At 71.5% G+C, this 12,485-nt stretch carries 11 protein-coding genes and 1 pseudogene; 4 read left to right on the forward strand and 8 right to left on the reverse strand.

Annotation, left to right across the window (positions count from 1 at the left end):
- Positions 1-180: 180 nt before the first annotated feature.
- Positions 181-1,242 (reverse strand): class I SAM-dependent methyltransferase, encoded by a 1,062-nt coding sequence (locus H343_RS0119315; protein WP_028432498.1) that lies wholly within the window; start codon positions 1,240-1,242, stop codon positions 181-183.
- Positions 1,243-1,587: 345 nt separating this feature from the next.
- On the opposite strand from H343_RS0119315, the gene H343_RS0119320 reads away from it, so the two are divergent.
- Entirely contained in the window at positions 1,588-2,226 is a 639-nt protein-coding gene (locus tag H343_RS0119320; RefSeq protein WP_028432499.1) for a hypothetical protein, read from the forward strand.
- 118 nt (positions 2,227-2,344) lie between these two features.
- Here the strand turns inward: H343_RS0119320 and H343_RS0119325 are convergent, their stop codons facing one another.
- The 3 genes from H343_RS0119325 to H343_RS0119335 are packed head-to-tail and all read right to left on the reverse strand — an operon-like array spanning position 2,345 to position 7,319.
- Positions 2,345-3,829 (reverse strand): MFS transporter, encoded by a 1,485-nt coding sequence (locus H343_RS0119325; RefSeq protein ID WP_078505900.1) that lies wholly within the window; start codon positions 3,827-3,829, stop codon positions 2,345-2,347.
- Complete coding sequence (locus tag H343_RS0119330; RefSeq protein ID WP_028432501.1) at positions 3,826-5,838, reverse strand: PEP/pyruvate-binding domain-containing protein; 2,013 nt, start codon at positions 5,836-5,838, stop codon at positions 3,826-3,828. Before H343_RS0119330 ends, H343_RS0119325 begins: the two co-directional genes overlap by 4 nt.
- Positions 5,835-7,319, reverse strand: a complete 1,485-nt coding sequence (locus tag H343_RS0119335; RefSeq protein ID WP_028432502.1) for an ATP-grasp domain-containing protein — start codon at positions 7,317-7,319, stop codon at positions 5,835-5,837. The genes H343_RS0119330 and H343_RS0119335 overlap by 4 nt, the downstream gene beginning before the upstream one ends.
- Before the next feature lie 387 nt (positions 7,320-7,706).
- Here H343_RS0119335 and H343_RS0119340 point away from each other — a divergent pair, with 387 nt between their 5' ends.
- Positions 7,707-9,014: a PAS domain-containing protein gene (locus H343_RS0119340; protein ID WP_028432503.1), complete on the forward strand. Its 1,308-nt coding sequence runs from the start codon at positions 7,707-7,709 to the stop codon at positions 9,012-9,014.
- 93 nt (positions 9,015-9,107) lie between these two features.
- Here H343_RS0119340 and H343_RS0119345 read toward each other — a convergent pair whose 3' ends face one another.
- Entirely contained in the window at positions 9,108-9,878 is a 771-nt protein-coding gene (locus H343_RS0119345; RefSeq protein WP_028432504.1) for a D-Ala-D-Ala carboxypeptidase family metallohydrolase, read from the reverse strand.
- Positions 9,879-10,397: 519 nt separating this feature from the next.
- On the opposite strand from H343_RS0119345, the gene H343_RS0119350 reads away from it, so the two are divergent.
- Together H343_RS0119350 and H343_RS34335 are read left to right on the forward strand one after the other, a co-directional pair.
- Positions 10,398-11,129: an NAD(P)H-binding protein gene (locus H343_RS0119350; RefSeq protein ID WP_028432505.1), complete on the forward strand. Its 732-nt coding sequence runs from the start codon at positions 10,398-10,400 to the stop codon at positions 11,127-11,129.
- Positions 11,130-11,165: 36 nt separating this feature from the next.
- Positions 11,166-11,606: a DUF3800 domain-containing protein gene (locus H343_RS34335; RefSeq protein ID WP_078505902.1), complete on the forward strand. Its 441-nt coding sequence runs from the start codon at positions 11,166-11,168 to the stop codon at positions 11,604-11,606.
- Between the two features lie 77 nt (positions 11,607-11,683).
- Here H343_RS34335 and H343_RS36030 read toward each other — a convergent pair.
- From H343_RS36030 to H343_RS34340, 3 genes and pseudogenes are all read right to left on the reverse strand, one after another.
- A pseudogene (locus tag H343_RS36030) lies at positions 11,684-11,818 on the reverse strand (hypothetical protein); the annotation flags it as partial.
- A gap of 27 nt (positions 11,819-11,845) precedes the next feature.
- Positions 11,846-12,049, reverse strand: a complete 204-nt coding sequence (locus H343_RS35610) for a hypothetical protein (protein ID WP_199778959.1) — start codon at positions 12,047-12,049, stop codon at positions 11,846-11,848.
- Positions 12,046-12,318, reverse strand: coding sequence for a hypothetical protein (locus H343_RS34340; RefSeq protein WP_037904339.1), 273 nt, complete (start codon positions 12,316-12,318; stop codon positions 12,046-12,048). Before H343_RS34340 ends, H343_RS35610 begins: the two co-directional genes overlap by 4 nt.
- Positions 12,319-12,485 lie beyond the last annotated feature (167 nt).

Consider the following 12,485-nt stretch of genomic DNA (forward strand, 5'->3'; position numbering starts at 1 on the left):
CGGTTGCCCACGTGGCTCCCGGGCAAGCTGATGCAGGCTCCGGAGACCCCGCGGCCGGGCCCGTGTTTCGACCGGCGGGGGCGTCCCGACGGTCAGACCATCACCCGGTCCGCCGGATCGTGCGGCACGAGCGCCATGGGCGAGTGGTGGAGGAGCGATCCCTCGGGCTCCGTGACGGTCTCAGGACGTCAGCTGCGCCAGCACCCGGTAGGTGTTGGACATGCCGCGTTTGCGGCCGATCGGTGCGGTCACGCGGTCGACCAGCAGCGCCGCCACCGCCACGGGAATGCTCGCGACGAACGCCGCCTTGCGCAGCACCTTGCGGAAGCGCGACGGAGGAGCCGGCCGCCAGGCCAGGTTCTCTCCGGAGATCGAGGCGGCGTTCACGATGAGGAGCGCCGCACTCACCGCGTCCGTGGCGATGTGCGGTTCGGCCCGCTGTTCGGCGACCACGGTGAATCCCAGTTCCGTCAGCCGCGCGCGCAGGTTCGCGAGCGGCATCATGTGGAGGTGCTGGGGCTGCAGCCAGGCCGTCCACCAGCGGCCGAGCAGCCGGCTCCAGGCGGACTCGGGGTCCGGCAGTTCGATGGAGAGGTAGCCGCCCGCGGGGAGTGCTGTGCGGGCGGCGGCGAGTTCCTTGCCGGGGTCCAGGGTGTGTTCCAGGTAGTGGTACATGCTGATCACGTCGTACTGGCCGGCGAGTTCCTCCGCGAGTTCGACGAAGTGGCCCTGGTAGGCCTTGCGGATGCGTCCCTCCTGCTGGCCGAGCACGACGCCCTCGGTCATGTCGAGCCCGTCGAACTCGGTGTCCGGCAGCACCTTCTTCGCGTCCTGCGGGAAGTGTCCGTGCCCGGTGCCGATGTCGAGCCACTGCTTTGGCGTGCCTGCCCGGGCGAGGACCATGCGGGCGCGTCCCTCGTGGCCCGAACGGTTGAACTGGAGCGCCGAGTTCATGTCGTCTGCGCCGAGCCCGTCGTAGAAGTCCCGGTAGTAGAACTCGAGGCCGTCGGCGTTCAGCCGCGGATTCTGGAATATGTGCCCGCAGTCCGCACAGGATTCCAGTACGAATCGTCCCGGCTTGTGCTGTATGACGTCCGAGGTGCGCAGTACCACCTTGAACGGCTTCGTCGACGCGCACCACGGGCAGGTCTCGCGGCGGGGTTCGAAGAACCGACCGGTTCCATCGGCAAGGTCGGACATGTACGCGGGTCTGCGTGCGGCAATCTTTTCGCTCTTCGTCATGGGCGCGGATGCTATACGGTCCCGGCGGCGCGGGGCCGGGGCTGCGGTGGTCCGTCCTGGAGACTTGCGCACCGGCCCGTCGCGGCCACCGTGGGCAGAAGGACGGCTGAACTGCGGTTCCGTGCACACGTGTTGTGTGCGGTGCACGCGTCGCGGGCCGGGGGATCGAACGGGTCCGAGTGGTGTGCGCGGTTGAGGGGTATGGCGTGATGGAGCGGTGAGGGGAAGAGGGTTCTTCCGGGCATCCGAGGGCGGCGTGGGCATTCGCGTCCGTCCTTGTATGTCATGCACCGGACATCCGCGCATCCCCCCGGGGGGTGCGCCTCGAAGAAGGGCGCCGACGCCATGAACAGACCCGCCTCCCGAGGCTTCTTCCGTACGGGCCTCGTGCTGGGTGCCGTAGTGGTGTCCACCGCACTGGGTGCCGCGGCGAGCGCGGCCGCGCCGGCGGCGACCGTACTCAACGGGCCCGAAGCCTCCACGGGAACGGCCGAGGGCGCCGGACACGGCTGCGCCATCGTCTACTTCGACCTCGGCGAGACCCTGGTGCACACGGCCGAGGACTCCAGCACCGGCTACCTGCCGGGTGCGGCCGCGTACTTGCGCGAACTGCGGGAGCGTGACATCGAGGTCGGGCTGATCACCAACGTTCCCCCCGAATGGGGCGAGACCGACGCCGAGCGTGCGGCCGCCCTGAAGAAGGAGGTCGACGGGACCTGGAAGGGCTCCGCCCCCTTCGCCTGGGAGGACTTCGGCGACCGGATCCTCACCCCGCGCACCGAGGCGGAGCGCAAGCCGGCACCCGCCCTCTGGGAGCGCGCCAAGGAGGACGCAGACGGCTGCCGCCTCGTCTACGAGGCCGAGACCGCCGAGGAGACCGAGGCCGCCGCCTCGCTCGGATACGTCGCCTACCAGATCGGGCAGCCTTCCCGCCCCGCCTACCTGCCGGCCCGCGTGATCGAACGCCTGGCGCACGGCTCCTGACGCAAGCGGGCCGCGGCGGCCGCGGGTGCGTGGAGGCTCCCCTGTGGCCTCCACGCACTCCGCAGGCATGCACGCCCGCACGCCCGCACCCGGGACAGGGGACGGGCGTGGGCCCGTCCTACCCGCCGGCCTTGGGGTGCGCGTCCGCTGCCGGGCGCTCCGCCCCGCCCGCACCGGACGTCTCCGACGCGCCAGAGACCGCCGGCCCGTCCGTACCGGACGGCGCCACCCGGCGAACGACCAACTGGAAGACGCCGATCAGCACCGCGGTCGCCAGGGCGCTGTGCCACAGCAGGGCGTCCAGCTGTCCGGCGGAGAGGTAGGCGCCCACGGCCACGGCGGCCAGCGCGCACACTCCGCGGTCCACGATCGACTCGATCGAAAGGAGCGTGGTCCGCGGGGCGTCGGCGGGCACGGCGTCGTTGACCAGCTTGCGCTGGACCGGGTAGGCGAAGCCCGTGGCGGCGGCGAACAGGCAGAGCAGCGCGACGACCGTCCAGGGGCCGCCGAGGGTGATGCCCGCCAGGGTGACCGCGAGGGCGAGGCTGAGGACGGACACCCAGGCCACCGGTTTCAGACGCCTGCTGAGCCACTGAGGGCGCGCGGCGCCCACGGCCTCCGCCACCGTCATGGCGGCGAGTACCCCGCCGTGCGAGGACTCGCCGATGCCCTGGTCGAGCAGGATCGGCTGGAAGAGGTTGACCTGGCAGATCCGCGACAGCGTGAAGACGGCCACGCCCTGCACCATCACCAGCGCCAGCCACCGCGAGGAGAAGACGCAGTGCAGCGCGGCCTTCGCCTCGCGCAGCGAGGTGCCGCGTCTGCGGCCGCGACCCGACGTCCGGGACTCCTTCCCGGAATTGGGGTTCCGCCCGCTCCACTTGATCCGGCCCTTCCGTCCGGTCCGGTCCCTCCAGCCGGTCCGGCCCGATGCGGCGGCAGCCCCCGTCCCCGCGGTGGCGGCAACCCGGGGCAGGGCCACGGCGCACACCAGGGAGCCGGCCGCGCTGACGGCGCTCAGGACGTACGGGGTGGGCTGAGCCAGGGCCATCAGCGGCCCTACCAGCGGCCAGCACAGCACTTTCGCCGCGAGTCCGAGAGCCCGTGCCGTGCCCTCCGCCTTCAGGTAGTGCTCGTCGCACCCCTCGGCGCGCAACCCGTCGTACAGGTAGGCGCTTGCCGCTCCCGAGGTGAGGGAGCGGCCGGCGGCGATGGCGAGGAAGTGGAGCAGGAACCCGGTGTAGGAAGGGCTGAAGACCGGGGCGAGGTTCGCGGCCGTCATCACGACGGCTCCGGCGCGCAGGCAGTTGCGGGCGCCGATGCGGTCGGCGATCAGCCCGGTCGGGATCTCGAAGAGGCAGAAGGCCACGTAGTAGATGCTCTGGATGCCGAAGATCTGCCCGTCGGAGAGTCCGGCGTCCTTCTGGTACGCGTAGAACACCGGCATCCACCACAGCAGGTTGAACAGCAGCTGGAAGCCGTAGTTGAGCCGGACGATGCGCCGGGCGGTACCGGTCAGGGCCCTGCCGGTCAGGGCGGTGCCCTTCAGACCGGTCGCCGGCGGCCGCGCGGCCGGGCCCGGCCGCGGGAGGCGGGGGCTCACAGCGCGTACGGGCGGATCTGGACCAGGCGGAAGTCGCCCTGGTCGGTCAGCAGCCACTCGATGTCCAGGGGGCGGTCCACCTCGGGTGCGCTGAAGTGGGACTGCAGCAGCCGCCCGGTCAGGGACAGGTCCGTGAGCCGGGCGCGCACGGCGGCGGACAGCCCCTCGCTCCAGGAGCCGAGGGCGACGGTGCGGCCGCCGCCCTCGACGGTGTTGTAGAGGTACTGCTGCGGCAGGACGGCCCCCTCGACCACCTCTTCGGGCGACCCCGGCGAGCAGTTGAGGTAGACGTTGCGGAAGTCCTCGCGCCGGGTCGGATTGCAGGTGACCAGGACGCCGCCGAGCGCGGCCGGAACGTAGCGCTGGATGATCACACCCATGTACGTGTCGTCCAGGGAGATGCCCACCTGATGGCGCAGCCGCACGCTGCGCGGCGAGAGCAGGGAGGCCCACACCTGGCGTACGGCGTCGAGGAGTTCGCCTGTGCCGCGGGCGGTGGTCACGGAGTCGTAGACACCGGCCGCGGAGAAGCCCGGGAGGTCCTCGGCGTTGGAGGAGGAGCGCACCACGAGGCGGTCGCCCGCGGCGAGCGGGGCGGGGAAGGCCCGGGTGATCTCCCGGGTGACGGGCTCGGGCATCGGGGCGTGCCGGATGAGGTGCTGGAGCTGGAGGCAGAGCGGGTCGAGCACGTCGGTGGCGTCGAGTTCGAGCGCCATCTTCAGTTTGCCGATGCCCTGCTGGAGCGCCGGGAGGGAGGTGAGGAAGCGGTGCTGGAGGGAGAAGGGAAGAGCGACACCCTCGGGGGCCTCGACCGTGCCCGCCACGAACGAGCCTGCAGCGGCGCGCAGTTCCTCGACGGAGGGGGTGCGCAGGCCGAGCCGGGCCGCGAGGTGCCCGTAGAGGTCCTCGCGCGGCGGGCGGGGGCGGCCGTAGAACGCGGTCAGGTCGGCCGTGCGGCTGTCGAGGACGTGGTGCAGCTCTCCGAGGTTGGCCGCCTTGGTGCCGTAGCGGTCGCGGTCGGCGCCGCGCAGCCGGGGCAGTTCGAGTACGGGTGCGTCTTCCAGGAGCGGCGGTTCGAGCCGGATGCGCTGCTGGTGCCAGACCGGGGCGCGCAGTTCGGGAGCGTGCTCCAGCCGCTCCAGGGTGATCTCGTCCTCGCGGACCCGGTAGCGGACCCAGGCGCCGTCCAGGCCGTCCCTCTCCGCGAGTTCTTCCAGGTCGCGCACGATCGCGTTGGGGATGTCCCATCCGGAGGCGAGGACGTTGGTGTGGGAAAGCGGCGTGATGGGCGCGGTGTTGATGAATCCGGCCACCCGCTGCACGTCGTCGGGCAGGCAGGGCATGGCGACGATGTCCGACCAGCCGAGCTTGCCGGCGGCCGCCTCGTACCCCTCCACGGTCCGAAAGCAGCGCAACCGGCCGGTGGCCTCACCGGTGTTGAGCGGCGTCCGGGTCCGGGTGCCGAAGAGCTCGTGACTGAGGATGCGCGGCACCCGCTGCTCACTGACGGCCGCCAGCTCCTCCTCCTGACCGTGGTTGGCGGGCTTGAGCAGGAGCGGCAGCCTGCCGTCGACGCGTTCCCTGACGAAGCCGTGGAAGAACTCCAGCAGCGACCCGTGCATGGTGTCGGCCTCGGTCGTCTCCAGCACCAGGAAGGTGCGCTCGCGGCCGTCGGCGTCCTCGTCGGCGTGCAGGGACAGTACGCCGAGCAGGAAGCGCCGATCGGGGTCCATGTAGACGGAGGCGTTGAACTCGTCCAGCGCGGCGTCGAGTTCGGCGAGGTCCATGCCGAGCACGCGGGTTGCTATGTAGTTGACGTGGAAGGGGTGCGCCGCCGTGTCGAGCAGGTGCCAGGTGTCCTCGGCGCGGTCGACGACGACTTTCAGGTAGGGGTGGCCGGCCAGGGCTCCGGCCAGTGTGCGGAACAGCGGCAGCGAGAGGTTCTCGCCGACCACCGTGCGGTCGGTCGCGGATTCCGGGGTGCCGGTGGAGAGCCGGGCGGTGCTCATGGGCGGACCCCCTTGATCTCCGCGGCCGGCCGCAGGCGGGGGCGGGCGGCGGATGCGGAAGGCGACTGCGACTGCGACTGGGCCTGTGTCTGCGACTGCGCCGCGGCGGGCCCGTCCGGCACGGAGTCCAGGGCCGGCGGCAGTACGGCGGGCAGGGCGTCCACCAGTCCCATGAAGTCGCGGAGCACGGTGCCCGCGTCCACGGCGGAGAGCAGGCACAGGGCCGCCATGGTGTTCGCTCCGGCGGCGGGGTCGTAGACCGGCACGGTGCTGCCGTCGGGCAGCGAACTCTCCGGGACCACCGAGAGGCTGCTGCCCTCGCTCAGCGCGGCGGCCTCCTGCACCACGGGAAAGTCCCAGACCCTGCGGTCCCGCCAGGCCTCGCCCTCCCCGTCCACCGCGAGGACGACGAGGGAGCCGGCAGCGCCCCGCGCCTGCTCGGGGCCGAGGGCGCGCTCCGGCCAGTCGACGGGGCGGCCCAGAAGGTGGTCGACGAGCATGCCGACGAGGTCGAGTCGGAAGACCTCCTCGATCTGCGGGACGGTCATCGCGCCGCCGAAGCGGGCGGCCGTCTCGATCAGCCACATGCGTCCGCCGGCGCCGAGCTTGATCTCGGTGTGCGTGCCGCAGTCGCGCAGGCCGAGGGCGTCGACGGCCTCCCGGGCGAGGGCGACGACGCGGTCCTGGAGGTCCGCGGGGAGCAGTGCGGGGGTGATGCTGGCACGTTCGGTGAACGGCTCGACCGTGGGCATCCGGCCGCTGACGCAGACGGGGTGGAAGACGCCGCCTGCCACCACGCCCTCGACACTGACGTAGTCGCCCCAGCCGGGCTCGTCGAACCACTCGGCGGTGGTGCCGGTGACGATCTGTTCCACCACGAAGTGCGCCTCCGCCTCGCCCACATGGAGTTCGGCGAAACCCAACCGGGCGGATTCGGCCATCACTTCGCGTGAGCGCTGCCAGGCGGCGTCGGCCTCCTGCGGGGAGCCGATGATCTGGTGAGCGGTGGAGCCCGCGCTCCAGGCCGCCTTCAGCAGCATGGGGAGGGGAAGAGCGCCGGCGGCCTCGTGGAGGTCCGCCTGCGTGGCGACGGGGCGGAACTCCGGCTGCGGCAGACCGCGTTGCCGCCACCTGTGCCGCATCATCCGCTTGTCGCGGGCGAGTGCGGCGGCGCCTCCGGCTCCGGCGAGGCCGAGCGTTTCGCATGCCTCGGCCACGGCCACGACCGCGTACTCGGAGAAGGTGAGCACCGCGTCCGCACCCACGGCCTCGGCCCGCGCGACGATCATCGAGGCCAGGTCGGACCGCTCCGCTTCGGCGGGCGTCACGACCGAGGCGCACAGACTCGCGGCGGAATCGGCCACCGCCGGCGGAAGCGCGCTGAGCGCCAGCAGGTGCACTTCCGCTCTCGCGGCCGCCCGGGACAGGACGTGGCCGAGCGGCGGACCACCCTTCGCGTGCACCAACAGCACTGTGCTCACTGAGTTTCGTCTCCCATCGGTCGTCCCCTCCGGGGCCCGGGCAGTGGCCCGCCCCGCCGCCCGGTCGCCGGAGCGGCACCAGGCCGGGACACACGGCGGCGCAACCCGCGTAGATCACAAGGGGTGACCGGCGTCCCACTCAAGGGAATCAGGCGGCGGGGTCCAGGGGTGCCGCGGGAGACCGGTGGCAGTCAGGCAAATGCCAAAGCCGCAGGAGTCGTTGAGTGACGGTGAAGGTCCTGTGATCACGTGCGGTCCGTACGGACGGAGGACGTACCACCCGCACGCCGCGAGGCGGCCGGAAACCGGGCATGGGCGGCACCCGCGGGGGATAGGCATCGCGGTGTCCCTCCCGCCGCCCGTAGGGGCATGGACGGAAAGGCCGTCGTGGATGATGCGAGTCTCAGAGCGCTGCTGGAACACCTCCCCGTGTCCTGGTGGGAGGCCGATGAACACTGGCACCTGCTGGAGAGGGGCGGCGGCGCCTTCACCGACCTGACCACCGCGCAGCGCTTCCTCGACCGCCTGCGTCAGGAGGTCTCCCCGCCGGGGCTCCAGGGGCGCTCCGCCGAAGCCGGCCGCAGCCTGGTCGAGTTCGACGGCCGGACCTTCGATGTGAGCCGGCTCCCGGCCGGCAGCCGGGGTGAGGCCCGCCGCGGACTCGCGGTGGAGGTCGCGCCCCGGCCGGCGGGCGTCCGCCCGTACGCCGCCTTCGCGGACGTCGCGGACTTCGCACCGGCCGCGGCGTTCATCCGCGACCGTGACGGCTGCTACCTGTGGGCCAACCACTCCTACGCGCACCTGTACGGCACCACGCCGGAACGCGTCTTCGGCAGCCGCATCGAGGACCTGGACTCACCGGCCGACGCCGCCCAGTTCCGCGCCCTGGACCAGGAGATCCTCAGCCGGGGCAAACCGGTGCGCCACACCTTGAGCTACCACCGCTCGGACGGCAGCACCGGGCAGGCGGCCGGACACCGCTTCCCCGTCCAGGAGAACGGCCGGACCTGCGTGGCCGGGATCTACGTCGACATCACCGAGCAGACCCGCGCCATGAACCAGCGCCGGGAGGCCGAGGACAGCCTGCGGGCGCTGCGTGACCACAGCGGTCTGCCCTGCGCGCTGCTCTCGGCCAACGGCCGTATCGAGCAGGCGAGTACGGCCACCGCCGAACTGTTCCGGACACGGCTGTCCGACCTCGTCGGCCGCCGCGCCCACACCCTGCTCGCCGTCACACCGGACCTGAGTCTGAGCCGGCTGCGCCTGGCGTGGGAGAGGCTGATCGCCCGCCGCGTCAGACGGGTGGAGACCTCCGCCCTGCTCCTCGACGCCCAGGGGTGCCAGCGTCGCGCGCGGCTCCACCTGACGACGGTGAGCCGAACCGCCGGGCGTGCCGCACATGTGTGGGCCGTCGTCACCCACCAGAGCCTCGCCCACGAGGCCCATCCCCCGCTCACAGCCGCGCAGATCCGCATCCTGTCCCTCCTCGCGGAGGGCAGCACCAACGGCGAGATAGCCACCTCGCTGAAGCTCTCCCGGCAGACGGTGGACTACCACCTCAGCCGGCTGCGTGACCTCTTGGGCGCCACGACCAGACCCGCCCTCATCGCCCGTGCCTACGTCCTGGGCATCCTCGACCCCGGCGACTGGCCCCCGCGCCCGGCCACGACCACCCTCCCCCTCGGCTCCACCTGAGCCGTGCGGGCGCCCGCCCGCGCCCGTACGGCGGACGCCCGCCCGGTGCCAGGCACCGGGCGGGCGTCGCGACCTGTGGAGAGGGGCTTCGGCTCACATGCCGCAGCTGGGCGCCGACCAGAAACGGCCGTTGCCGCCCGCGACGTGGGTGTGGTCGTCGTGACCCGGGTAGCCCGGGCCGAGGATCTCCGTGAAGCCGTGGTTGCGGGCCGCCAGAGCCAGGGCGCAGAAGCCCTGCGAGCCGGCACCGAGGTCGGCCGCGTGCCCGTACATGTGGCGGCTGTTGGCCGCGCCGCCCACGGCGCTGTTGCAGGCCACGCTGCGGAAGCCGCCGTTGACGGTGATCGGCTTGTCGCCCATGGCGTGCCGCATGGCCTGGAGCTTCCACATGGTCACCAGGGCGTTGGCGCGGGCCGTGGCGGCGCCGACCTTGCCGCCGGACCAGTCGGAGTTGCAGTTGTTGAGTTCGCCGTAGGTGAAGTTGGCCGGGGTGCAGTCGTCGTCCTGCAGCGCGTAGATCTTGTTGAAGGTCTGCGTCCCGGCGACGCCGTCGGCGGAGAGACCGTAGGCGGACTGGAAGCGCTGCACCGCGGCCTTGGTCGCCGGGCCGAACTGGCCGTCGATGGCGAGCTGGCTGCCGGACCCCGGATACCCGGCGACCCTGATCTGCAGCTGGCGAACCGGCTCACCGGATGAGCCTTCGCTGAGCGTTCCGTTCCAGGTGTAGCAGCCGTCGGCGACGGCCGCGTCAGCGGTGGCGGCAGGTGCGGGGCTCGCGACCGCGGGCACGGCGGCGGGGCCTGCGAACATCAGGCCCGCACCCGTCAGTACCGACAGCAGCACTCTGGCAGAACGTGAACTCATGGGGGATTGCCTCTCCTTGAACGATGGCAGGAACAGAGAGGCATGAGAGTGGCCGGATTCCCAACTCTTGTCAAGAACGCGTCAAGAAGCAGTGAAACCCGTCAAAGAGCGGTTCAAGCCCGGCAGGATGCCGCCCGCTCGTGACATGCGAGGCGGTTCGGTCGGGGAATGCGAGTGCTCCACGAGAGCGTGCGATCCCGCTCGGAGCGCCGGCGGCCGCGATCAGGACATGCGCCGACGTGGCGGGAGGCGGAACGGCGCGGAGTCGGTGAGGCCGGAGATGATCCGCCAGGGCGCCCGCCTCGCGGCCACGGCCGACCGCGTCCGGGGTGAGCCCTGTTCCCGTCCGTGACATGACACCTCGGCCCGGGCCCCGACTGCCATGTTCTGCGATCAAGTCACTCCAATGCGTGAACCAGGTGCGAGTGGATCCGGTGGCCGCATGAGAAGGTGCGACGCGTCAAAAGCGGCATAAGACTCATTGCGGACGCTGAGCGGTCCGGGAAGGCAGGGCACGACATGAGGATCGCAGTGATCGGGGGAACCGGGCTGATCGGCTCCCGGGTGGTGGAGGACCTGAACGCGGCCGGGCACCGGGCAGTGCCGCATTCGCTCTCCACCGGGGTCGACGTTCTCACCGGTCAAGGCGTGGACGCTGCGCTGGCCGACGTCGACGTGGTGGTCAACCTGACCAATTCCCCCACCTTCGACGACGCCTCCCTGGCGTTCTTCCGCACCTCGATGGACAACCTCCTGGACGGGGCCCGGCGTTCAGGGGCCGGGCACTTCGTCATCCTGTCCATCGTCGGTGTCGACCAGGTGCCCGAACTCGACTACTACCGGGCCAAGGCCCTCCAGGAGGACATCCTCAAGGCAGGCCCCGTTCCCTACTCCATCGTGCGCGCGGCCCAGTTCATGGAGTTCATCGAGGCCGTACTGACCTGGACCGCGGACAGCGCCACCGTCCGCCTGCCCCGCACCCCGCTCCAGCCGGTCGCCGCCGCGGACGTCGCCGCCACCGTCGCCGAGGTCGCGGCCGGACCACCCCTGGGCGGCACCCTCGACCTCGTCGGTCCGGACACCTACCCCCTGGACGAACTGGGCCGCATCACCCTCACCGCCAAGGGAGACGCACGTCCGGTGACCACCGACGACACCGCCGGCATGTTCGCCGCCGTCCACGGCGACGTCCTCACCTCCGGGAACGGCGCCCGCGTCGCCCCGACCCGCTATGCCGACTGGCTGAGGTGACAACGCGGGGACCGGCAGGACTCGGGTGCGCTCGACCTGAGGGCGGACCGCTCGTGCCGGACCGGTGCCGGGCCCCACCCGTCACCGCACCAGCTGGTACTGCGGCACCTGTTGGAGCAGATCTGTGACCACGTGGAGTCGCGTGACGAGCTGGCACTGGTGATCGCGGACGAGGTCGACGGAGCCGAGGATCACCGGCGCCACTTCCGTGACTACCAGGCGACGGGCACGGGCGGGCCCCTCAGCAGTACCCTGCCGTGCCTCGTCGACACCATCCACTTCGCACCGTCGGAAGCGAGCCGCCTGCTTCAGGCAGCGGACCTGATCGCATATCTGCACCGGCGTCTGGTCAGCGGACGGGACGGCGACACCCGGGCTCGCAAGGCCAACGAGACGCTGTGGTCCTTCGTGGAGCCCTGCGTGGTCCACCGGCGCTGCTGGGCTCCGGAGCAGCAGCAGCGGCGACGAAGGAGCTGAGCAGCACAAAGGCCCCGCATCCGCGGGGCCTGAGGCGAACCGGGCGTCAGTTTCTGAAGACGTCCCTGGGGCTGACTTTAACATGACGGCCGCCCGGCGCTGCTTCTGCACCCGGAGGTCCAGCCGAGCACGAACTGTTCCCTCAGCAACCTCTGGTGCAGCCGCCGCGTACGGCCGTCCGGCAGCGTCTCGAGGACCTGCACCCCGTCGAAGCGCGTTGGCGTCGGCGACGCGTGCGCTCAACAGCTCGGCGGGGGAAAGGAGTTGGACGTGAGCGACGTCCACGTCCCATTCGCGGCGCCGCTGAGCGGGCGGAGCTGGAGGTAGGGCCCTTCGTGGCCCATGACGACGCCGACGCGGTCATGTGCGGTGTCGCGGACGGCGAGGCCGACGGCGGGTTCCGTGCGCGGAACGCCGGGCCTCGGCACCGGGTTTCCGGTCACCTCCCGGCTCCCTCGACGATGACGGCGGCCAGGGCGACAGCGACAGGGGCGGAGCAGACGCCGGGGTGGATGAGTGCGTAGCGGGCGGCTGTTCCGGCGCCGGTGTCGTCGCCCTCGCTGTCGCCTTCGACGGTGTCCTGCCACGGGGTGCGTACGTCCATGGCGGGACACCTGGGCCGTGCCCTATGGGCGTACGTGATGGGATCGTCCCGCTCGCCGATCGACGGGGCGTGACCGTTGTCGTGGTCCGCAGATGGCTGGATGGGCATTGCTGTGCTCCCCGACTGGATTACTCATGATTTCGCGAACCTCGGCGCGACGGTTGGCTACCGTGCGTGCTGAGGCGAATTCGAGAATGCATCCAGTACGGGACGGACGCACCGCTGAGGGGTCTTGCTTCCCCGCTGGGCAGGTCACGTTCCACACCTTCCACTCC

The organism is Streptomyces sp. TAA204 (genome assembly GCF_000424965.1).